Origin of the sequence: Actinophytocola sp. (assembly GCF_036378875.1) — a bacterium.
In the GTDB taxonomy this organism is placed as follows: domain Bacteria; phylum Actinomycetota; class Actinomycetes; order Mycobacteriales; family Pseudonocardiaceae; genus Actinophytocola.
In genome coordinates, this window is the sequence record NZ_DASUVO010000112.1 from 1 (window position 1) to 21,766 (window position 21,766).

General features: G+C 68.8%; 22 protein-coding genes and 1 pseudogene. 8 read left to right on the forward strand and 15 right to left on the reverse strand.

The window, feature by feature from the left end:
- Nucleotides 1-745, forward strand: a pseudogene (locus VF106_RS33185) (benzoyl-CoA 2,3-epoxidase subunit BoxB); the annotation flags it as partial.
- 25 nt (nt 746-770) lie between these two features.
- Entirely contained in the window at nt 771-2,348 is a 1,578-nt protein-coding gene (locus VF106_RS33190; protein WP_330843865.1) for a benzoate-CoA ligase family protein, read from the forward strand.
- A gap of 43 nt (nt 2,349-2,391) precedes the next feature.
- On the opposite strand, the gene VF106_RS33195 is transcribed toward VF106_RS33190, so the two are convergent.
- The 3 genes from VF106_RS33195 to VF106_RS33205 all read right to left on the reverse strand — a co-directional run bounded on the left by VF106_RS33195 (nt 2,392) and on the right by VF106_RS33205 (nt 5,356).
- Nucleotides 2,392-3,624: a hypothetical protein gene (locus VF106_RS33195; protein ID WP_330843866.1), complete on the reverse strand. Its 1,233-nt coding sequence runs from the start codon at nt 3,622-3,624 to the stop codon at nt 2,392-2,394.
- 119 nt (nt 3,625-3,743) lie between these two features.
- On the reverse strand, nt 3,744-4,454 hold the full coding sequence (locus VF106_RS33200; RefSeq protein ID WP_330843867.1) for an SAM-dependent methyltransferase: 711 nt from the start codon (nt 4,452-4,454) through the stop codon (nt 3,744-3,746).
- Nucleotides 4,451-5,356 (reverse strand): GNAT family N-acetyltransferase, encoded by a 906-nt coding sequence (locus tag VF106_RS33205; protein WP_330843868.1) that lies wholly within the window; start codon nt 5,354-5,356, stop codon nt 4,451-4,453. The genes VF106_RS33200 and VF106_RS33205 overlap by 4 nt, the downstream gene beginning before the upstream one ends.
- Nucleotides 5,357-5,641: 285 nt before the next feature.
- Between VF106_RS33205 and VF106_RS33210 the strand changes: the two genes are divergently transcribed.
- Nucleotides 5,642-5,842, forward strand: coding sequence for a hypothetical protein (locus VF106_RS33210; RefSeq protein ID WP_330843869.1), 201 nt, complete (start codon nt 5,642-5,644; stop codon nt 5,840-5,842).
- Between the two features lie 83 nt (nt 5,843-5,925).
- Here VF106_RS33210 and VF106_RS33215 read toward each other — a convergent pair whose 3' ends face one another.
- The 8 genes from VF106_RS33215 to VF106_RS33250 all read right to left on the reverse strand — a co-directional run bounded on the left by VF106_RS33215 (nt 5,926) and on the right by VF106_RS33250 (nt 12,389).
- Complete coding sequence (locus tag VF106_RS33215) at nt 5,926-6,759, reverse strand: PaaX family transcriptional regulator (RefSeq protein ID WP_330843870.1); 834 nt, start codon at nt 6,757-6,759, stop codon at nt 5,926-5,928.
- A gap of 10 nt (nt 6,760-6,769) precedes the next feature.
- Nucleotides 6,770-7,300 (reverse strand): methylated-DNA--[protein]-cysteine S-methyltransferase, encoded by a 531-nt coding sequence (locus tag VF106_RS33220; protein ID WP_330843871.1) that lies wholly within the window; start codon nt 7,298-7,300, stop codon nt 6,770-6,772.
- Nucleotides 7,301-7,344: 44 nt separating this feature from the next.
- Nucleotides 7,345-7,602 (reverse strand): helix-turn-helix transcriptional regulator, encoded by a 258-nt coding sequence (locus VF106_RS33225; RefSeq protein WP_330843872.1) that lies wholly within the window; start codon nt 7,600-7,602, stop codon nt 7,345-7,347.
- Nucleotides 7,599-8,438 (reverse strand): ABC transporter permease, encoded by an 840-nt coding sequence (locus tag VF106_RS33230; protein WP_330843873.1) that lies wholly within the window; start codon nt 8,436-8,438, stop codon nt 7,599-7,601. The genes VF106_RS33225 and VF106_RS33230 overlap by 4 nt, the downstream gene beginning before the upstream one ends.
- Nucleotides 8,435-9,316: an ABC transporter ATP-binding protein gene (locus VF106_RS33235; protein WP_330843898.1), complete on the reverse strand. Its 882-nt coding sequence runs from the start codon at nt 9,314-9,316 to the stop codon at nt 8,435-8,437. The genes VF106_RS33230 and VF106_RS33235 overlap by 4 nt, the downstream gene beginning before the upstream one ends.
- Nucleotides 9,317-9,420: 104 nt before the next feature.
- Nucleotides 9,421-10,230 carry an enoyl-CoA hydratase/isomerase family protein gene (locus tag VF106_RS33240; RefSeq protein WP_330843874.1) on the reverse strand — a complete coding sequence of 270 codons (810 nt, stop codon included), beginning with the start codon at nt 10,228-10,230 and terminating at the stop codon, nt 9,421-9,423.
- A 9-nt stretch (nt 10,231-10,239) separates the two neighbouring features.
- Nucleotides 10,240-11,055 carry a siderophore-interacting protein gene (locus VF106_RS33245; protein WP_330843876.1) on the reverse strand — a complete coding sequence of 272 codons (816 nt, stop codon included), beginning with the start codon at nt 11,053-11,055 and terminating at the stop codon, nt 10,240-10,242.
- Nucleotides 11,052-12,389: a lysine N(6)-hydroxylase/L-ornithine N(5)-oxygenase family protein gene (locus VF106_RS33250; RefSeq protein ID WP_330843877.1), complete on the reverse strand. Its 1,338-nt coding sequence runs from the start codon at nt 12,387-12,389 to the stop codon at nt 11,052-11,054. Before VF106_RS33250 ends, VF106_RS33245 begins: the two co-directional genes overlap by 4 nt.
- A 103-nt stretch (nt 12,390-12,492) precedes the next feature.
- Between VF106_RS33250 and VF106_RS33255 the strand changes: the two genes are divergently transcribed.
- Nucleotides 12,493-13,440: a methionyl-tRNA formyltransferase gene (locus tag VF106_RS33255; RefSeq protein WP_330843878.1), complete on the forward strand. Its 948-nt coding sequence runs from the start codon at nt 12,493-12,495 to the stop codon at nt 13,438-13,440.
- Nucleotides 13,441-13,443: 3 nt separating this feature from the next.
- On the opposite strand, the gene VF106_RS33260 is transcribed toward VF106_RS33255, so the two are convergent.
- Complete coding sequence (locus VF106_RS33260; protein ID WP_330843879.1) at nt 13,444-14,442, reverse strand: iron-siderophore ABC transporter substrate-binding protein; 999 nt, start codon at nt 14,440-14,442, stop codon at nt 13,444-13,446.
- Nucleotides 14,443-14,489: 47 nt separating this feature from the next.
- Here VF106_RS33260 and VF106_RS33265 point away from each other — a divergent pair, with 47 nt between their 5' ends.
- From VF106_RS33265 to VF106_RS33280, 4 genes are all read left to right on the forward strand, one after another.
- A complete protein-coding gene (locus VF106_RS33265) occupies nt 14,490-15,491 on the forward strand; it encodes a FecCD family ABC transporter permease (protein WP_330843881.1) in 1,002 nt (333 codons plus the stop codon).
- Nucleotides 15,488-16,525, forward strand: a complete 1,038-nt coding sequence (locus tag VF106_RS33270) for a FecCD family ABC transporter permease (protein WP_330843882.1) — start codon at nt 15,488-15,490, stop codon at nt 16,523-16,525. Before VF106_RS33265 ends, VF106_RS33270 begins: the two co-directional genes overlap by 4 nt.
- The gene (locus tag VF106_RS33275) at nt 16,525-17,346 is read left to right on the forward strand and encodes an ABC transporter ATP-binding protein (RefSeq protein WP_330843899.1); all 822 of its coding nucleotides are present in this window, start codon (nt 16,525-16,527) and stop codon (nt 17,344-17,346) included. The genes VF106_RS33270 and VF106_RS33275 overlap by 1 nt, the downstream gene beginning before the upstream one ends.
- A gap of 85 nt (nt 17,347-17,431) precedes the next feature.
- Complete coding sequence (locus VF106_RS33280; RefSeq protein WP_330843883.1) at nt 17,432-17,593, forward strand: hypothetical protein; 162 nt, start codon at nt 17,432-17,434, stop codon at nt 17,591-17,593.
- Nucleotides 17,594-17,634: 41 nt separating this feature from the next.
- On the opposite strand, the gene VF106_RS33285 is transcribed toward VF106_RS33280, so the two are convergent.
- The 3 genes from VF106_RS33285 to VF106_RS33295 form a co-directional block, all read right to left on the reverse strand.
- Entirely contained in the window at nt 17,635-18,813 is a 1,179-nt protein-coding gene (locus VF106_RS33285) for an HNH endonuclease signature motif containing protein (RefSeq protein WP_330843884.1), read from the reverse strand.
- Nucleotides 18,814-18,973: 160 nt separating this feature from the next.
- Entirely contained in the window at nt 18,974-20,206 is a 1,233-nt protein-coding gene (locus VF106_RS33290; protein ID WP_330843885.1) for a glycoside hydrolase family 18 protein, read from the reverse strand.
- Nucleotides 20,207-20,290: 84 nt separating this feature from the next.
- Entirely contained in the window at nt 20,291-21,397 is a 1,107-nt protein-coding gene (locus tag VF106_RS33295) for a hypothetical protein (RefSeq protein ID WP_330843886.1), read from the reverse strand.
- Between the last annotated feature and the right edge of the window lie 369 nt (nt 21,398-21,766).

Genomic DNA, 21,766 nt, shown 5'->3' on the forward strand with positions numbered 1-21,766 from the left:
CGCGTTCGACCCGCTGTCCCGCACCTGCGAGTTCATGCTCAAGGAAGAGGCCCACCACATGTTCGTGGGCACCACCGGTGTGGACCGGGTGGTGGAACGCAGCGCCGACCTGATCCGCGAACACGACACCCTCGACATCGCTTCCCGCGGCGGGATCCCGCTGGACATCATCCAGAAGTACATCAACTTCCACTACACCGTCTCCCTCGACCTGTTCGGCAGTGAGACCTCCACCAACGCCGCCAACTACTTCACCGCCGGACTCAAGGGCCGCTGGCAGGAGACACGCCGCAAGGACGACCACAAACTCACCGAGGACGGCGTGTTCCTCGACCGCCCGACACCGGAGGGCACCTGGGAGAAGGAGGAACTGTCCGCACTGCTCGCGCTCAACCTGGACCTGCGCGGTGAGTACATCGCCGACTGCGAGACGGGGATCAAGCGCTGGAACCGGATCCTCGATTCGGCGGAGATCGACTACCGCTTCGCGTTGCCGCATCCCGGGTTCAACCGGTCGGTGGGGGTCAGCGCGGACCGTCACGTCACCCCGGACGGCACGATCGTCGACGAGGCCACCTGGCAGGCCGCCGAGCACAAGTGGCTGCCGACGGGCGAGGACCTCGCCTTCGTGCGTTCGTTGATGCGGCCGGTGTACGAGCGTGGCAAGATCGCCAGCTGGGTCGCGCCGCCACGCAACGGAATCAACGGCAAGCCCTTCGACTACGAGTACGTCTACATTTCCTAGAGTTCCCCAGACCGAGGCGGTCGCGATGACTTCCACGTCTCCCACCACGTTCAACGCCACCGACTACTTACTCCACCGGCACGTACGGGAGGGGCGGGGTGACCGAACCGCCGTCCTGTGTGCCGACCGTTCGTTGACCTACGCCGAGCTGGCCGACGAGACGCGTCGCGTCGCCGCCGGCCTCGGCGCGCTCGGGGTCCGGCCGGAGGAGCGCGTGATGCTCTGCATGGCCGACGGGATCGAGCTGCTGACCGGCATTCTCGGCGCGCTGCACATGGGTGCCGTGCCGGTGCCGGTGTCCACAATGGTCACCGGGGCGGAGCTGGCGACGGTACTCGCCGACTCGCGCGCCCGGATCCTCTGTGTGTCGACGGAGTTCGCCGACGCGGCGCGGACCGCGCTCGCGGCCGCACCCGAGGTCCGGCACGTGGTCGTCGACGGCGAAACGGACCTGTCCGGCGTCCCGTGGTCGACACTGCTTACCTCGGGCGACCATGCCGAGCCGTACGCGACCTGGCCGGACTCGCCCGCGTTCTGGCTGTACACCTCGGGCACGACGGGCAAGCCGAAGGGCGCCATGCACCGCCACGGCAGCGTCCGCGACGTCGCCGAACTGTACGGCCGCGGCGTGCTCGACTTGACGCCGGAGGACCGCACGTTCTCGGTCGCCAAACTGTTCTTCGCCTACGGGCTGGGGAACTCGGCGTTCTTCCCGCTGTCCGCCGGCGCGACCGCGATCCTGGAACGCGGACGGCCGACGCCGGCGCTGATCGCCGAGCGGGTGCGTGCCACCCGGCCGACGTTGTTCTTCGGTGTGCCCACGTTCTACTCGGCGCTGCTCCACTCCGACATCCCCGACGACACGTTCTCCTCGGTGCGCCAAGGAGTGTCGGCCGGCGAGCCGTTGCCGCCGGTGCTGTTCTCGCGGTTGCGTGAACGGTTCGGCATCGAGGTCCTTGACGGTCTCGGCTCGACCGAGGCACTGCACATCTTCCTGTCCAACCGTCCCGGCGCCGCCCGTCCCGGCTCGTCCGGCGTCCCGGTCGACGGCTACCGCGTCGAGCTGCGCGACGAGCACGGCACCCCGGTCACGGGTGCCGGTGAGCCCGGCGACCTGTACCTGTCGGGCCCGTCGGTGGCGACGGGTTACTGGTGCCGCACGGAGACCACGCGCGCCGTGTTCCAGGGCGAGTGGCTGCGCACCGGCGACACCTACGTGCGTAACGAGGACGGGACGTTCACGTGCCTCGGCCGCTCGAACGACATGCTCAAGGCGGGCGGCATCTGGGTGTCCCCAGCGGAGGTCGAGGAGCGGTTGCTGGCGCACCCGGACGTGGCGGAGGTCGCGGTCGTCGCCGGCCGCGACACGGACGGGCTGGACAAGCCGGTGGCCTGCGTGGTCCCGGTGGCGGGCCGGACGGTGGACGCGGCCGCGCTCGTGCGGTGGTGCCGCGAGGGTCTCGCCGCGTACAAACGCCCGAGGGCCGTGGTGAGCATGACCGAACTGCCGAAGACCGCGACCGGCAAGATCCGCCGGAACGTGCTGCGCGACGTGGTGGCCGACGAGTTGGTGGTGCGGCCGGCCGAGTCGGTGCTGACCTGAGCACAAAACGGCGCCCGGGCTTTCCCGGGCGCCGTTTTCCTTGCTAGTTCACGAAGAAGCCGGTGACGTCGAAGATGACGTCGACCGTGCCGGCGTTCGTGGTGAAGTTGATGGAGTAGTCGTTCACCTCGGGGTCGGTCTCCAGACCGACGCCGACGTTGACCGCGTTGGCGGCGGTCTGCCCCGCCACGAGGTTCAGGTTCGACGCGTTCGGCTGCGTCCCGCCACCCGGCCACACCGTCAGGAACTGTGGGGCACTGGGGTTGGTGGCGGTCAGGTTGGCCGCCACCGCCGTGACCTCGGGGTCCCAGCCGGTCGCCGCGATGATGGTGTTCGGGTTCAGCGGGCGGTTACCGGAGTCCCGGGTGTCGAACCACCGCAGCGGCGTGAAGGCGAAGAAGAAGCTACCCGTGATGGTCGAGTAGTAGCCCGACACGTCGACGACCAGATGCACGTTGCCGAACAGGTTGTGGAGGCTGACCTGCCGGTCCTCCCCGATCGGCACGGTGACCTGGTTCGGCACGATCTCGTTGGCCGACAGGTTCAGGCTCGACGCGAGCGGCCGGGCCACCCCGGCAGGGTAGGCCGTCACGACGGTGCTCGTCGTCGCGTCGACGCCCGTCAGGTTGAACGTCACCGCCGTCGCGTGCTCTGGCAGGTACGACAGGTCCACGTTCACGACGCCGTTCGGCCCGACGGGTCCGCCCTCCTCCCGGGTGTCCAGCGCCCGGGACGGCGGATCGGTGTTGAAGAGCGTGCCGGTTTCCGTGTTCTGCGTGTAGTACCCGGCGAGGTCCGCGACCAGGTGCGTGTTGCCCGCGAGGTTGAACAGCGACAACTTGCGGTCGAGACCCAGCGCCACGGTCACCGCGTTCGCGCGGGTCTGGCCGGGCGACAGGTTCAGGGTGGACGAGGTCGGCCGCGCGTCACCCGCCGGGAAGACCGAGATGAACGTGTTGGCCGTCGGCTGCGTCCCGGTCAGGTTCAGCACCACCGCGACCGCGTCGGCCGGCGTGTGTCCCTGCAGGTCCAGCGTGCGCGTGCCGTTCGGACCCACCGCGCCACCGGCGTTGCGCGTGTCCAGCACACGCACCGGCGCCATGGGGATGAACGTCGATATCGGTGTCTGGGTGTCCGCGGCCGTTCTCAGTGCGCTCTGCGGTCCCTCCATTGGCACCAACTCCCGGTCCTCCGGCGCGGCGCTCACGTTGGTGACGCCGGCCAGGAGCGCGGCGGCCACGACGGCCACGACGGCCCCAACTCTTCGTAAACCCATCAATCCACCTTCAAGTGTTGCCTATGGAGAGGGAAAATCCCCGACCTGAACGGGGACGAGAGCGTAACGGAGTAGCGCGGTTGGAGGAACCGCGTGTGGCGAAGTCGTGTGTTGGCTGGTCAGCGGGCCAGCACGAGGTAGGCGAAGCCCAGCACGCCGCGGTATGCCGTCAGGTACTCGTGCTCTCGCTCGTCGTGCTGCCGCTGGACCTCTGCCGCCTTCGGGTCCGACGGGTTGGCCAGCAACCACTCGCGTGGCCCGGCGCGGTGACGTGACTCGAAGTCGTCCCATTCGCGCTGGTCCGCCGTGGTCAGGCGCAGTACCTGCCAGCCGGTCTCGCGGCACGCCGCGACCAGGTCGGCCAGTGGCAGGATGTCGTCGCCGAAGATGGCGTGTGCCGCCGGGGTCGGCGGTGACTCCCAGCAGCCGTCACCCACCAGCACCCGGCCGCGCGGCACGATCTCCGCGAGCCGCGCCAGCATGGCTCGGCTGCCGCCGAGTGTGTGCGCCGAGCCGATGCACAACGCGCGATCCGCGCTGCCTTGCCAGTCCGCGGCCTGCTGCTCGACGAACGTGACGTCCAGTCCACGGTCCTGGGCCGCTCGCCGCCCGCGGTCGAGCCCGGTCGGGTCCATGTCGACCCCGACCGCGGTCGCACTGGTCCGTGCCGCCGCGCGTAGGAGCAGCTCACCCCAACCACAGCCGATGTCGACGATGTGCTTCGCGTCGGCGAGGTCGAGGTGGTCGAGCAGTTCCTCCGCGTGGTTCTCGGACAGCGGGGTGTTCCAGCGCAACGCGGCGTACCGCGTGGCGGCGAGCGACTCAGTCATTTCTTGAGGTAAACCCTTTCCTGGGTGACCGGATAGCCGGCGCGCGCGAAGTTCGCGGCCATGGGCGTGTTGGTGACGTCCGTCTCGGCGGTGATCGCGTCGACGCCCGTCTCGACCAGCAGATGCGTGGCCTCGATGAGCAGATCGTAGGCGTAGCCGTTGCCGCGGTGTTCCGGCACGACGCCGATGATGCCGATCACCGGGTCGGCGTGGTTACGTCCGGGCACCGTCAGCCCGACCAGCTCGTCCTTGTCGGAAAACGCGAGCCGCCACCAGTCGCGCGGCGAGGGCATCCACTGGAGGAACTCCATCTCGTTCCGCGCCGCCGCGTCGACACCGCCCTCGTCGACGGCACGCTTCTCGTGTGCGTCGAGGCTTCCGTGCGCGATGCGGCGCAGTACGTCGAAGATCACGTCGTCGTCCGGCTCAGGCCGGAAGGTGAGCCGTCCTGGTCGCGGCGGCAACCCGTCCGCCGGTGTCCACCGGTACCGCAACCGCTCGATGAACGGCCGCATCCCCGCCCGCTTGGCGACGTCGATCCGAACCTCACCAGCGGCTTTGGTTTCCGGTGTTTCCCGCCAGCGAGGCGGGAGGACGAGGCAGTACTCGGCGTCGAACCCGGCTTTCTCGAGAAGCGCGACGGCCGTGTCCTCCTCACCGTCGGCGAAGTCGAGCCAGTCGAGGGCGATCGGCGCTTCGTCGTCGGGCCCAGCCCACCACGCGGCGCGAGCCACGGTCTCACCGTCCCGCAGCGCCACCCAGGTCCACTCAGGACGGTACTGGTTGAGCGCGACGAGCTCCCGGTAGTCCCTACCGGTGCTCTGGATGCCGACGAGCGCAGGGTCGTACAGAGACAGGAAAAGGTCTTCCTCACCCGCGACGAGCGGGCGCAGTTCAAGCATGTCAGTCCTTAGGGGAGTGACGTGCTCCTCACCTGGCGGTGGGAACACGTGATCTGGCTGATGAACACGGCTCTCACCTCCTTTCGCGTCGACCCACAGCCAACCAGACAGGTCAACTTGTTTTGGCGCGGCCTCCGGCCCCCGATCTCCAGCCTAGCGGCAGGCACCGACAGTTCGAGCGCGGCAAGATCGCCTGGGTGGGAGTTGTCCACAGCGAGCCGAGTTGTCCACAGGTAGGCGTCCGACGCCACGGATCTGTCGGGACCGTCCGACAAGGTGGCGCCCATGACGACGAACGAACTGGGCCGACTGGACCAACGACGAGCCCGCCGAGCCGCGAGAGCCGCCGAACGAACCGCCTTCGCGGAGTTGCGCGCGCACGGACTGCGCGCCCGCCACGCCGCCAAACTCGCACACCTGGCCGCCAGGGAAAAGAAAACCGACGAAACCCCTCCACCTGAGGAGACCACGGCGGAAGTCGCCTAGGAAACCTGTGGGTGCCGACAACTGTCCGGCACCCACAGAAAACGCAATCGGTGGTTGGCTCGGCCTCCGGCCCAGCCAAGATCTCAGTCCGGGACCATTTCTGACCAGCGGTCCTGCGCTCGGGTGCGCCAGCGGACGTGGAGGTCGTTGAACAGGGTCGTCGCGGTGGTGCCGCTCCACTTGGGGGGCAGGAGCTCCGCAGGCAGTTGTGGGTCCAGGAACGGGAAGCGGCGCCATTCGTGCACGAGGACGGTCTGCGCGACGAGCACTTCGTCCGGTGTGGACGGTGCCATGTCGCTGAACCGGTCGACGAACTCCTGGTACCGGGCGCCGACCTCGGTCAGGTTCCACGCGCGTTCGACCATGGCCCGTTCGGAGCCCAGCGCGCCGTAGTGCGCCAGGTACGACATGGCCTGGGACGACAGGTCCAGCTCGTCCAGGATGAGCTTCGCGTCGGCCTCGGCGGACAGGTGCGGGGTGATCCACACACCGGCGGTGGGGGAGCCGAAGCCCGCCCACGTCAGCCTGGTGCGCAGCTTGTGCCGCAGGTCACGCATCGTCTCCGGGACGGAGACCAGAACCACCAGCCACCGGCCGTCCCATTCGTGGGCGCCGCTGCCGAAACCGTAGATCCGGCCTGCGCCCTCGGCCAGCAGGCGGCGGCCGGGGTCGGTCAGTGTCCAGCGGACGCGCCGGCCCACACGGTCGGACCGCAGCCAGCCCTCGGCGGCCGTGCGGGCCAGTGCCTGGCGCGCCGCCTTCTCCTCCACGCCGCAGAGGGCCAGGACGTCGACCAGCGTCGATGTCCACACCGGGTGGTTCGTCGGTAGGACGAACTCGCCGAGCAGGGTGGTGAGAAGAGAGCGCGCGCTGCCGTTGCCCACCTCGCGGCGACGGCTGACAACGGGGCCGGACATGAAAGCCAGTCTAGAAGAGCGTGGGCGGGAGGTAGCCCTCCAGTGTCAACAGCCTGCGCTTCGACTCGACACCGGTGCCGCCGCTGAAGCCGCCCAGGCCGTCGCCGGCGACCACCCGGTGACACGGCACCACGATGGGGATCGGGTTGCTCCCCATGATCGAGCCGATGCCTCTCGGCGGGATCCGGCTGCCGCTGCGGGTGGCCAGCTCACCGTAGGTCACGACCGTGCCGTAGGGCACCGTCGAGTACAGCGTGCCGAGCACCCTGCGCTGGGCGTCCGACATCAGCCGCCAGTCGACGGTCACGTCGAACTCGCGGCGTCTGCCCGAGAAGTACTGCCTCAGTTGGGCCAGTATCTCCGCCGTGGGCGCCGCGGTGTCGGACTCGACGAGCCCGAGCTTCGCGGCGATCGCGGCCCTGATGTGTGGTGAGTCGCTGAAGGCGGTGGCCACCAGGCCATCTTCGGTGACCGCCGCCAGCACGTCACCCATCTCGGTCGGCACACTGCCGAACGCCACGGTGCCAGCACTGTCCACCATGGCAGCCATTATGCGCGCAACGGTGGAACTTTCGGAGGGACGTGTCACGCCGACTGCTCAGAGCCGCCGATCCGGGGGAACGGCGCGGTGGAGAACACCACCTCGACCGCGACCCCGAAGTACTCGGAGATCCGCAGTGCTAGGTAGAGCGATGGGCTGTACTCGCCGCGTTCCAGGTAGCCGATCGTCTGGTAGTGGACGCCGAGTGCGTCCGCCAGCTGCCGGCGCGACACTCCGCGTTCGACGCGGAGCATCGCGATCCGGTTGTAGATCGTCTCGCTGGACGTGCTCTTGCCTGTCATGTCACCCGCTGTAGTGCCCGTTCGCGGCGCTGTTCCATGTTCGAGCCGGACTCACGCCGCGCCATCCTGCGCATCACCATAGGGGCCACCAGCAGTCCGACCGCTGCCCACGCCCCGAGCACGCCGATCGTCTCCAGGTGCCGCCACGACTCGCCGATCTCCGCCGCCGACAGCGAGTCCGGCAGCATCGCGGAGCGCATGCCCAGGCCCAGCCAGTAGATCGGGAACAGCTGGGCGATGCCCTGTGCCCACTCCGGCATCGAGCTGATCGGGTAGAAGATGCCCGAGACCGCGACCAGACCCATCATCGGCAGCATGACCACACCGGCGTTGCGTGGGTTCGAGAACATCGAGCCCACCACGGCCCCGATGGGCAGGACCGCGACCAGGCCGAGCACCATCACCCAGAGCAGCGTGAACCAGTTGATCGAGATCCCGTCCAACATGAACAGGCTCGGGACCAGGATCAGCACCATGCTGATGGCCACCATGCCGGACACGAGGACGATCTTGCCGATGAGATAGCCGAGCATGCCGTTCGGTATCGCCTTGGCTCGCAGCAGCGTGCCGTCCTCGCGTTCCACCGCGAGCCCCATCGCGAGCGTCACCAGCCCGAACGCGACGCTCATCCCGAGGACGCTCGGCAGCGTGCGGGAGCCGAGCGAGAAGTTCGTACCCGGCACCGTCGCGCCACGCATGAAGAACATGACGACCAGGAAGATCACTGTCGGGAGGAAGTAGTTCCACAGGTCCTGGCCGGTCGTGAGCGTCTGCCGCAACTCCGTGCGGCCCCGGACGAGCCCGGCCCGAACCGCCGCCATCGTCGTACTGTTCATCGGGCCACCACCTCGAACTCGCGCACGGCCTCCTCCTGCTCGCCGGACTCGAACTGCCGGACCATCGCCATGTAGGTGTCCTCGAGGCTGGCCCTGCGCACCTCCAGGTCGGCGATCTGTTCGTCGTGGTCGCGGAACAGCTGGCGCACGAACGTCGTCGCGTCGGTCGTCGAGTGCACGAACCGCTGACCGTCGATCGTCCACCGCACCTCCGCCTCGGTGGACATGCGCAGCGCCAGCTCGTCGGCCGAGCCGTCGGCGATGATCGTGCCGCCCGCGAGGATCAGGATCCGGTCGGCCAGCTTCTCCGCCTCGTCCAGGTCGTGCGTGGTCAGCAGGATCGTCGTGTCGGCGTCGGACAGCGCGTGCACCAGGTCGTGGAACTCCCGCCTGGCCTCGGGGTCGAAGCCGGCGGTCGGCTCGTCGAGGAACAGCAGCTCCGGCCGCCCGACGATGCCGATCGCGACGTCCAGCCGCCGCCGCTGCCCACCCGACAGCCGCGAGATCCGCTTGTCGGCGTGCTCGGTCAACCCGACCGCCGCCACCAGCTCGTCGACGTCCCATGGCCGGGTGATGCGATCCGTCGAGTACGGCGCGTAGTACAGGCCCAGGTGCCCGAGCAGCTCACGGACCTTCCACTTGCCGTGGTCCCGCCACGACTGCAACACCACACCGAGCCGGGCCCGCCAGTTCTCGTCCCCGTGCGCCGGGTCGACGCCCAACACGCTGACCTCCCCGGCCGAGCGCATCCGGAACCCCTCGAGAATCTCGATGGTCGTCGTCTTGCCGGCCCCGTTCGGGCCGAGCAACGCGATCACCTCACCCGGACGTGCTACGAAGTTCACCCCAGTGAGCACGTCTTTCGTGCCGTACCGCATCCGCAGATCGCGGATATCGAGAACGTTCTTGCCGTCCACTGACACCCCCTATCGTCCTGATGCTGCAGACGATAGCAGGTGTACTACATTTGAAGGTAGCTGTTTTACTCCGAGGCGGGTCCTGAGAAGGTCGGGCGCCGCTTCTCGCGGATCGACGCCACGCCTTCGCGTACGTCCGGGCCGGCGAAGCCGAGGAACTCCAGTCCCAGGGACGTGTCGAAGATCGGGCCGGCCTGGCGCAACCAGTTGTTCAGCGCGTACTTCGTCCACCGGATCGCGCTCTGCGAGCCGTTCGCGAGGCGGGTGGCCACCGAGCGGGCGCGGTCGTGCAGCTCGTCGGCCGGCACGCACAGCGACACCAGCCCGATCCGTTCGGCCTCCTCGCCGGACACCGGTTCGCACGTCAGCAGGTGGTACTTGGCCTTCGCCATCCCGCACAGCAGCGGCCACACGATCGCGGCGTGGTCGCCGGCCGCGACGCCGAGCCGGGTGTGACCGTCCATGATCCTGGCGTTCGGCGCGGCGATCGACACGTCCGCGAGCAGGCCGACCACCAGCCCGGCGCCCACCGCGTGGCCCTCGATGGCGGACACGATCGGCTTCGAGCAGTTGATGACGTTGTAGACCAGGTCGCGGGCCTCGCGGAGCACCCTGACCCGCACGGCGAAGTCGTCGGCCATGTCGCTGACCAGGTCGAGGTCGCCGCCGGAGGAGAACACACCGCCCTCGCCTCGGATGATCGCGACCCGCACGTCCAGGTCGGTGTCTATGGCGGGCCAGACGGCGGCCAGCTCGCGGTGACCCTCGTGGCCCACCGCGTTGAGCCGCCCGGGCGCGGACATCGCCACCTCGAGGACACCCTCGCCGAGGTCGGTGAACTTCAGTGTCGGGAACTGTGTGGAGTAGTCATGCACTCCACATGCCTACTCGATGGCGCTACCCAGGAGCCAGTAACCCGAGAAGTACACGTCCTGCTTGTCGAAGCCGCGCTCGTTCACCAGGTGCCGGCGCAGCCCGGTGATCGCGCTCGTCTCCCCGGCGAGCCACGCGTACGGGCGGCCTGGCGGGAGCTCGGTGCGGCCGATGGCCTCACGCAGCAGCCCGCCGCCGACCGCGGGTCCGCCACGCGCCAGCCACGTCACGTGCACATCGGCACGGCATGCCAGCGGCCGCATCTCCTCGGTGGACTCGACCTCGACGAACACCAGCGCCCGCCGGTCGGCCGGCATGGCGGCCAGGATCGCGGTGATCGCCGGCAGCGCGGTCTCGTCGCCGGCGAGCAGCGTCCAGTCGGTGTCGGCCTCCGGTTTGTACTCGTAGCCCAGGATCGGTGTGTGGAGCGCGTTCGGGCCGAGGATCGCGACCCGGTCGCCCGGCTTGGCGCGACCGGCCCAGGTGGACGCCGGGCCGAGGTCGCCGTGCAGCACGAAGTCCACGTCCATCTCGCGTGCCTCGGCACGCAGCTCGCGGATCGTGAACGTGCGCATGGGCGGCTTGACGTCCTCGGGCATCGCGCGGTACTCGGTGTACCAGTCCGGTCCCTCCGGGACGATCGGCTCGGCCTGGCCGGCGAGCGGCAGGAACAGCTTGATCCGCTGGTCGTGCCCGGCGCTGGTGCAGCCGTCGAGGTCCGGCCCGTGGAACGTCACCCGCAGCATGTGCGGGCTGATCCGCTCGGTGCGCACGACCTCGACGCGGAACAGGATGTACGACTGGACGCCGGTCTCGGTGACGGTCATCGGGCGCTCACGGCCAGCTGGGCCGGGACCTCGGCGACGATGGAGTCGAGGATCTGCCCGGCACGCACGGCCGTGGTCGACAGCAGCGACGACGAGATGCCGTGCGAGTGCTCGGTGTTGCCCTGCAGGAAAAGCCCTCCGACCAGCTCCGGTTCGGTGCGGATGCGGTAGTCCCGTTCGACGGCCGGGCGGCCCGCCTCGTCGCGTTCGCACTGGGCGGCGAGGTCACCGAGCAGCGCGAGCGGGTCGGCGGGCCGGTAGCCGGTGGCGTAGACGAGAACGTCGCAGTCCAGCACCGTCTTCTCGCGCGTGGTCAGGGACTCGACCGTGGCCCGCACGCCTTCGGCGGTCTCGACCGTCTCCACCACCCGCGACACGTTGAACAGCCGCAACCGCCGCGTGCCAACAACCTTCTCCTGGTAGACCCGCCGGTACAGCTCCTCGATGAGGTCGGTGTCGACCACCGAGTAGTTCGTGTTGGCGTGATAGTCCATGATCAGCTGCTTGACCTCGGGCGGCGCGACGTAGAACTGGTCGACCGCGGCCGGGTCGAACACCCTGTTGGCGAACGGACTGTCGTCCGAGGGACTGTAGCCGTAGCGGGAGAAGACACCGCACACCTCGGCGTGCGGGAAGGTGTCGTGCAGGTACTTGGTGACCTCGGCGGCACTCTGACCGGCGCCGACGACCGCGAACCGGACCGGCGGCGGGTAGGAGGCGTTCCTGCGGACCTGCTCGACCCGGCCGAGCAGGTCGCGGTTGTGCCACACGCGTTCCGACAGCGCCGCGCCCTGCGGCAGGTACGGCGTGAGTCCCATGCCGAACACGACGTTGCGGGTTCGGACGGTAGTCGTGCTGCCGTCGGATCCCCTTGTCGTGACGTCGAAGTACTCCATCGTGCCGCCGGTCCTCACCGGTTCGACCGTCGTCACCTCGTGGCCGTAGCGCACCTCGTCGGTGAACCGGGCCGCCGCCCACTCGAGATAGTCGTGGAACTCGACGCGCAGTGGGAAAAGCGACTTCTGGTTGATGAAGTCGATGAGTCGGTCCGAACTGTGCAGGTAGGCCAGGAAGCTGAAGTCGCTGGTCGGGTTCCGCAGGGTGACGAGATCCTTGAGGAACGAGACCTGCATGGTGGCGTCGTCGATGAGCATGCCGCGGTGCCAGCCGAACCGGCGCTGCCGTTCGAGGAACAGGCCACGGACGGGCGTGGCGTCCGGTTGGGCGTTGTGCTCGGCGATCGCGATGGCCAGTGCGAGGTTGGCTGGTCCGAATCCGACCCCGACAACGTCGTAACACTTGTCGCTGGTGTCCCCGACGAGTTCCTGTGGCATTACCGTCCTCTCCTCGACTCGGAGGTAAGGCTAACCTAAGGCCGGTTGGTAAGGATAGCCTCGCTTCACTTGGCGGGAATCACGTGAACGGATGGGAGAAGACATGCGTGTGGTGCTTTTCGGGTACCAGACCTGGGGTTACCGGACCCTCGAAGCGCTGCTCGGCTCGGAGCACGAGGTGGTGCTGGCGGTCACGCACCCGGCGAGCGACCACGCGTACGAGTCGATCTGGAGCGACTCCGTGGCCGAGCTGGCGGCGGCCAACGGCGTGCCCGTGGTGGTCGCCAACCGTCCTAACGAGGACGTGGTGGCCGCGTTGAAGGACGCCGAGCCGGACATCATCGTCGCGAACAACTGGCGCACGTGGATCCCGCCGCACATCTTCAACTTCCCGCCCCATGGGACGCTGAACGTCCACGACTCGCTGCTGCCCGCCTACGCCGGTTTCGCGCCGGTGATCTGGGCGCTCATCAACGGCGAGCCCGAGGTCGGTGTGACGGCCCACATGATGGACGACGACCTGGACGCCGGCGACATCGTGTTGCAGCGCTCGGTACCCGTCGGCCCCAAGGACACCGCGGCGGACCTGTTCCACCGCACCGTCGACCTGATCGGCCCGATCGTGGTGGACGCCCTCGCCCGCATTGCCCGAGGGGACAAGGACTTCACCAAGCAGGACCCGTCGAAGGCGTCCTTCTTCCACAAGCGGTCCATTGAGGACAGCAGGATCGACTGGCAGTGGACGGCGGAGGAACTGGAACGCCTGGTGCGCGCACAGTCCGACCCGTACCCGAACGCGTTCACCTACCACGGCTCCACGCGGCTGCGGGTGCTGGAAGCTTCTGTTTCCGAGGGCCGCTATGGCGGCACACCAGGCCGCGTCTTCATCAAGGAGGGCGACGGCGTCGTGATCGTCGCCGGCGCCGACGCCCGACGCGGCCGCAGCCACGGCCTACTGCTGCGCGGCCTACGCCTGGACGACGGCACCGAACTGCCTGCCACGGAGTACTTCCGCACGATGGGCGGCTATCTCACCGCCCACCCCGCGTAAGTCCTACTTGGCCAGCAGCGGCACGAACTCGTCGATCGCGTACGGAATGCTGATCACCGTGTTGAACGACAGCGCGGCGCCGATCGCCGGTTCCTCGTAGGGCACGTACAGCACGCGGCCCTCCTTGACGGCCGCCAGCTCCTGGAAGACGGGGTTGGCGGCCAGTTGCTGCTGCGCCGCCGGCACGTCGAAGGTCAGGATCACGATCAGGTCCCGGTCGATCATGTCCAGGCGTTCCGAGCTGATCTCCACGGCGTTGCCGTAGACACTTTCCCGTGCCGCCTTGTTGATTTCCTCCGGAACGGTGAAGCCCAGCTCGACCAGGAACGCGGCCTTCGGGTCGGTTTCCTGGAACACGGTGAACTTGCCCGACTCGTACGGGTCGACCACCGCGACCGTCTTGTCCTTCCACTCCGGATGTTCCTCGCGGACCGCGGCGAACTTGTCGTCCACGGCCGCGATCTGTTCCTTCGCCGCCGCTTCGTGGCCCATTGCCTTGGCGCCCAACAGGAACATGTCCTGCCACGGCGCGCCGTAGTCCTCGAAGCCGACCGGCTGGCCCACGGTCGGCGCGATCTTCGACAGCTCGTCGTACTGTTCCTTCGACATCCCGGAGTACTGCGCCAGGATGAGGTCCGGCTTGAGGTTCAGGATCTTCTCGAGGTTGTAGTCGTCCCGCTCGCCGACGATCTCCGGTGGGGTGTCCCCCCACAGGTCCTTCGTCCACGGCCACTTGCCGTACGGGCGCTCCAGGAACCAGTCGATGGCGCCGACGGGCTTCGCGTCGAGTGCGAGCACCGCGTCCTGGTCGGACAGTCCCAGGGTGACGATCCGCTCGGGCTTGCTGCTGATCGTCGTGGTGCCGTACTTGTGCTCGACCTCGATGGGGAACGTGGCGCCACCATCCGAGGTCGGTGAGGACGACGTGGCGGGTGGATCGCCCACGCCGCATCCGGCAAGGGTCAGAACGGCGAGCGCGGCGACGAGCCTCGATAACATCATGGGGTGAGGTATACCTAACCTAAGTAGCCGCCGGTAGTGTGATCCTCGTGATCCAGACCAGCACCACCTCGCGCGGCACGCTGCTGCTCGCCGCAGTCGGTGCGTTGCTGGTCCTCTGTCTGCTGTCCCTCGCCATCGGGACCCGCACCATCCCGCCGGGTGAGGTGCTCGCCACACTCGTCGGGCGCGGCGGCGAGGACGCGATCATCTGGGGAACCCGCTTTCCTCGCACGTTGCTCGGCATCGTCGTCGGCGCGTCGCTGGGGCTCGCCGGCGCGCTGACGCAGGCACTCACCCGCAACCCGCTCGGCGATCCCGGTCTGCTTGGCATCAGCGCGGGCGCCGCGTTCGGCATCGTCGTCGCCGTGGCCACGACCGGGATCGCGTCGCTCTACGGCTACATCTGGTTCGCGTTCGCCGGGGCGCTCGTCGCGAGCGCGGTCGTCTACCTGCTCGGCAGCGCAGGCCGCGGCGGCGCCACGCCGGTGAAACTGGCCATCGCCGGCGTCGCGATCACGGCGTTGCTGACATCGCTGACCAGCGGTATCTCCCTTGTGGACCCGGAAGCGCTCAACCGCTACCGGTTCTGGGCCTCTGGCTCGCTCGCCGGGCAGGACCTCGGTGTGCTGTTTCGGGTCCTGCCATTCGTGCTGGTCGGCACGGCCCTCGGGCTCGCGGTCACCCCGGCGCTCAACAGCCTGGCGCTCGGCGACGACGTGGCGAAGTCGCTCGGCCGCCGGGTCGCGATCACCCGGGTGCAAGGTGCGGCCGCGATCACCATGCTCACCGGAGCCGCGGTGGCCGTGGTCGGGCCGATCGTGTTCGTCGGTCTGGTCGTGCCACACGCCGCCCGCATGATCGCCGGGCCGGACCACCGGTGGCTGCTGCCGTTCAGCATGGTGCTCGCGCCGGTTCTGGTGCTGGCCGCGGACATCGTCGGCCGGGTGATCGCGCGGCCGGGGGAGACCGAGGTCGGCATCGTGGTGGCGTTCATCGGGGCGCCGTTCTTCATCGCGCTGGTCCGCCGACGCCGGTTGGCGGAACTATGACCGTGGCGTTCCGCCTTGCCGCCCCACCCATCTCCGGCACGCTCCGGCCCAGACTGCTCGGGGTCGCCGTCACACTCGGCGCCGTCGCGTTCCTCTTGTTCTGCCTGGGCATGACGGTCGGGGACTACCCGCTGTCGGTCGGCAAGGTGGTCGCCGCGCTGTTCTCGGCGGGCGACTACTACGACCGGGTCGTCGTCTACGACTGGCGGATGCCCAGAGCGCTCATCGGTTTGTTCGTCGGCTTCGCGTTCGGCATGTCCGGCGCCCTGTTCCAGACGATCACCCGCAACCCGCTGGCCAGCCCGGACATGCTCGGCATCGCCGCCGGCGCGACCACCGCCGTCGTCGGCGGGATCGTGCTCGGTATCGGCTCGGGACTGGGCACCCAACCCCTCGGCCTCGCCGGCGCGCTCGCCTCGGCGCTGCTGATCTACCTGCTCGCGTGGCAGCGCGGCACCACCGGCTATCGGATCATCCTGGTCGGCATCGGCGTCTCGTGGGCGTGCAACAGCGCCACCAGCTACCTTCTCGCCCACGCGAAACTCTATGAGGCACAACAGATCGTCGGCTGGCTCGTGGGGAACCTCAACGACAGCACGTGGAACCTGGCCGTCCCCCTGGTCATCGCGATGGCGGTGCTCGTCCCGGTCACCGTGGCGTTGAGCGGTTGGCTGCGCGCACTGCACCTCGGCGACGACGTGGCCGCCGCGCTCGGCACACCTGTGCAGGCAGCGCGGCTTTCACTACTCATCGCCGGTGTGGCACTGGTCGCGTTCGCCACCGCCGCCGCGGGCCCGGTCGCGTTCGTGGCACTGGCCGCGCCCCAGATCGCGAAACGCCTGGCAGCCACCGCGGCCCCGCCGCTGATCACGTCCGGGATCGCCGGCGCCGTGGTGTTGCTGGGCAGCGATCTGCTGGCCCGCGAGCTGATGCCGGACACCCAACTGCCGGTCGGTGTCGTCACCGGCCTGCTGGGCGCCCCGTTCCTGCTCTGGCTGCTGGCCAGGGCCAACCGAGCCGGCTCAGGAGGCTGATTTTGATCGAGTTACGTGCCGAGAACCTGCGCCTGGCCTACGACGACCGGATCGTGGTCGACGACCTCGACCTGACCGTGCCGCCTGGCCGCATCACCGTGATCGTCGGCGCCAACGCCTGCGGCAAGTCGACTCTGTTGCGCGCACTGGCACGGCTGCTGGCACCCAAGGCCGGGACTGTCTACCTGGACGGCCGGTCCGTGCACAGCACCCCGACCCGGCAGGTGGCGCGGCAGCTCGGCATCCTGCCGCAGTCGCCGGTGGCGCCGGACGGGTTGACCGTCGTCGACCTCGTCACGCGCGGCCGTTCACCGCACCAGAGCTGGTGGCGCCAGTGGTCGTCGGCCGACGAGGCCGCGGTGACGGAGGCGTTGCGTGCCACCGAGTTGACCGACCTCGCCGACCGCCCGGTCGACGAGCTGTCCGGCGGGCAACGGCAACGCGCGTGGATCGCGATGGCGATCGCACAGGAGACACCGGTGCTGCTACTCGACGAGCCGACGACGTTCCTCGACCTGGCACACCAGATCGACGTGCTCGACCTCGTCGTCGACCTGAACCGGAACGAGGGCAGGACGATCGTGATGGTCCTGCACGACCTCAATCAGGCATGCCGCTACGCCGACCACGTGATCGCGATGAAGGCAGGCAAGATCGTGGCCGAAGGCCCGCCGACGACCGTGGTGACCCCGGAACTCGTCGAGGACGTATTCGACGTCCGGTGCCAGGTCACGGTCGACCCGGTGAGCGAAACACCGCTGGTCATTCCCACCGGCAGACACCACGCGGTTACTGATCGTGAATCCGAGCACTCTCGGTAACATTCTCTCGTTCTCCGACGAAAAGCTAAGCGTCAGGCGCTTTTCTGTTGGGGGAATGATGGCCGTCCGCTGGATCGTCGGTCTCGTGTCAGGTCTCGCTTTCGTGATCGGTCTTGTGTCTCAGACGTTCGTGCTCGCGATCGGTGGTCTGCTCGGGTTGCTCGGTGCTGTCGTCGTGGTGCGACCGGGCCGGAACCCGCTCGCCGAGACGTACCGGGACGTGGTGGACCGCAGGCAGGGTTGGTAAACACCTGCCCGTTCGGCGGCGGCTCGCTGCTGGTGCGGTCATCACGGTGGATCTCGATCATCTGGCTCGGTCAATGGCTCGGGATGTACTTCGTGGGTGGTGCCGGTCGGCGAGGTCCACGCGAAGTGTCCTGGTGAGACTTGCCGGAGTTGCCAGTCGGTTTCCCGTTTCATCAGGTTGTGGTGTTGGCAGAGCGCGCCCAGGTTCGCCGCGGTGGTGCGGCCGCCACGGGCGTGGTCGGTGGTGTGGTCGATCTGGCAGTCCTCGGCGGGTCGTGGACAGCCGGGGAACACACAGGTTTTGTCGCGCGTGCGGACGTGTTCGCCGAGGGCGTTCGTGTGTCGTCGCCGGCGACCGATGTCGAGGACCGTGCCGGTCATCGGGTCGGTGACGATGCGCCGCCAGAAGGTGTTGTGGTCGGCCAACTCGTGGAGTGTCTCGATCGTGGTGGGGCCGTAGCCGTGGATCTCCGCGGGCTGTCGGCTGGCGCCGGCCAGGGCGCTGGCGGGGATGGTGACGCGGAACTCGGTGACCACCCGCCCCCGGTCGGGTCCGAGGACCAGGTCGTGGAGTGCCTTGGTGCGCAGTATTTCGATACCGGTGCGGCAGCCGGCGGCCTTGGCGCTTCGGGCCGCCGCGGTGAGTAGGTCGTAGATCGGCCGGAGGTTTTCGGCACGGTCGTAGACGAGAAGTTCGGCCATGCCGTCGAGGCAGGGCCGGAGCCGCACGAACGCGTGCTCGGCGGCAGCTTGCCGTCGTGCTTCGGCGCCGTCGCGGTCGATCTTGAGGATCTCCCTGGCCAGCTTGTCCCGGATCTGGCGGACCGTCCGGCCTGGCGCGAACTTCAGCACCGAGGCCTCGACCATCGCGGTCTTGTCCGGCGGGAGCACACGGGTGTGCTCGACGATCGCGGTCGCCTTCTCCCGGTCCAGATCACCGCGTTCCAGCGCGCGGACCGTGTCCGGCAACTGTTCTGCCATGGCCACCGCGGTGCCGAGTCGACGTGCGGCGGCGACCGGTGTCAGCGCGAGTTCGACGGCGATCTCGTCGGCGGCGTAGTCGGTGCTGGCGTCGGGATCCGTGCGCAGCGCGGAGAACCGCGCGAGGACACGGATTTCGTGCGCGTCCAGGCGGCCGCGCGCCAGCTCGACCGCCCGCAGTTCGGCGAGCAGCTCGGCCGGCGACATGGCGTCTACCGACGATCCGACAGTTTCGATCACGCATTCGATAGTACCGACCCGCCATGACGATATCCCTTGACGAGCAAAGGTTTCACCCCATCGAGGCGTGTCGCACTCGAGACGTCCACTCCGCGCAAGGTGCCCGCGAAGCAGTGACCCGATCGGGGCCACACTCCACGGGCACCAAAAGCACGCAGCGTTAGCGCTTCAACCCATTGCGCATGGCGGCAAGAAGCTCACCGTTCGACGTGTCGCCGGATAGCTCCCAGAAGAACGCCCCACCGAGACCCTGGTTGAGGGCGTACGACATCTTGCCCCGAACCGTGGACGGGGTGTCGTAGCTCCACCACTGGTCACCGCAGAACGCGTACGCGGTGCCAGCGACCGTTCCGGTGGCCGGGCAGCTGGTCTTGAGCACCTTGTAGTCCTCGAAGCCCTCCTCGTACGTGCCTGGCGCGGCTCCGGTTGCCGAGCCGCCCGGTGCGGCCTGGGTGACCCCGGCCCAACCTCGACCGTAGAACCCGATGCCCAGCAACAGCTTCGCCGAGGGAACGCCCTTGCTCTTCAGTTTCTGGATGGCCGAGTCGGAGTAGAAGCCCTGCGCCGGGATGCCGTTGTAGGAGTACAGCGGCGAGTGCGGCGCGGTGGGCCCGTTCGTCGCCCAGGTGCCGAAGAAGTCGTACGTCATCACGTTGTACCAGTCGACGTACCGGGACGCGCCGCCGTAGTCGGCCGCGTCGATCTTGCCGCCGGGGGTGCCGTCGGCGGTGATCGCGGCGGTGACCAGGTTGCTGGAGCCGAACCGGGTACGCAGCGCCGACATCACGTTCTTGAAGGACGAGTACCCGGACGTGTCGCACTCCAGGCCACACGCGTTCGGGTACTCCCAGTCGATGTCGATGCCGTCGAAGACGTCGGCCCAGCGCGGGTCCTCGACGAGCCTGTAGCAGGACTCGGCGAACGCGGCCGGGTTCTGCGCAGCCTGCCCGAATCCGCCGGACCAGGTCCAGCCGCCGAACGACCACAGCACCTTCAGGTTGGGGTACAGCTTCTTGAGCTTGCGCAGCTGGTTGAAGTTTCCGCGCAGCGCGCCGGCGTCCCATGTGTCCGATGTGCCGTCCACACTGGACGCCGCGTCGTAGAACTTGTCGTAGTCGGCGTAGGCGTCACCGATCGCGCACTGGCCGTCCGTGACGTTGCCGAAGGCGTAGTTGATGTGGGTCAGCTTGTTGGCCGAGCCCGACGTGCGGATGTTCTTGACGTGGTAGTTGCGTCCGTAGACGCCCCACTGGATGAAGTAACCGAGTGTCTTCGCGGTCGCGCGTGGATGCGAAGACGGCTCCGAGCCCTGGGCCGGCGCCGCGAGCAGGCCGATCGTGGTCGCCAGGACGGCGACCAGTAGTACCGGAAGGCGCCATCGAAACCCCGCCATAGTTCTCCTCCGAGTTCGGGGGGTGAGCGCCCGTGTCAGATCCCGGACACACTATGTGGTCTAGACCATCCGGCGTCAAGTGGTTCAGACCAAGTTGTAGCCGTCACGTCCGGTTGGCCCAGCGCAGGGTGCGCGGACCACCTCGCCCGGCCGCTCGCGGGCGGCGCGCAGCGTGAGTTCGGTGGCCTCCGGCGTCCCGGCGCGGACGAGCCGGGTACCGGGGACGCGCTGGCGGAACGCGTATGCGAACCACTCCGCCTCGAGCTTGTTGGTGGAGGCCGCTTTCGGTACCCGCCACGCGGCATCTCCGGCCGTGAGCAGCCAGCGCGGCGTCCCAAGTGGTCCGACCAGCTCCTCGAACGCGTCGGCCCACAGCCGGGCCATGTCGTCGTCGACACCGTGGATCACCGTCGTCACGCCGTCGGGTGTGGCCTTCGCGGTGACCTGCGCGGCACCCAGGTCCCGGTACCCGGCGGCGGTGAGGCCCGCGGCCACCGCATCGCCGAGCAACCGGGCGGTGTCTTCCCGCGAGCGTGCCCTGCCGCGGCCGACGACGCCCAGCACCCCCGCGGCGACCGCGACGAACCCGGCGACGGCGACCGCCACGGGAAACTGTGCGGCCAGCGTGACGGCGGAGGTCGTCGCGCCGCCGAGGACCGCGGCGCCCACCCCAGTACGCCGCCACCGAGCGCCGCGCGTGCGCACCTGCCCGCGCCGGCCGCGTCGCGCCGGGAAGCGGAGCTCGCTCGTGGCGATCCCGTCCGCGTCCAACTCGGCCCAGATCCGCGACGTGCCGGCGTGATCGGACAGCCGAGCCGCGCTCGCCTGGTTCATCGCGTCGTGCAGGTGGGCCGGCGGCGGTGCCGCTGTCGTGGCGAGCGGGTGCACCTTGCGCGCACCGGTCACCATGGCGCCGTCCCAGTCCGGACCCCACCAGCGCGCGTGCCTGCGGCGGAACCGGGTCCAGTTGCCGTGCGCCGTCGGGTGCGCGACCACCACGTCCCACAACGACGCGACCTTCGCCGGCTCGTCCGGGTCGATGCGCAACGCCCGGCCACGCAGCTGTGTCATCGCGGTCGGGCTGGCCACCTCGGTGAGGTCCACCAGCACGTTGAGTCCCGGGTAGTTCCAGCCCTCGCCGACCAGACCCCTGGTCGCGACCAGGGTGTGCGCCGCGCCGTCCTCGAGCACGGCGCGCGCGGCCCGCAGCCAGTGCGCGGGTCCCCACGCCGTGCCGCGACGGACAGCTCCACCACGGCCGGGATGTCGCAGCCCGTCGCCACAACCCAGCGTCCGTCCTCAGTGGATACGTTGATGGCGCTCAGCACGCGCTCGGCGTTCAGCGCGTCGCACCACGCACCCCGGCCCGTCACGCAGATGACGCCGCGCTCCACCACCGCACCGGCCTCACACACGGCCGCGAGCACCCTCGCCGCGGTCCCCGAGTCCTCGCCCAACGCACGGACGGCCGCGGGCGGGCTCGTCGCGCGGTCGCGTTCCACCACGACGAGCGCCCGCAGCGCGTCCCCGCGTAACTTCGCCTCCATGCTCAGGACCTCG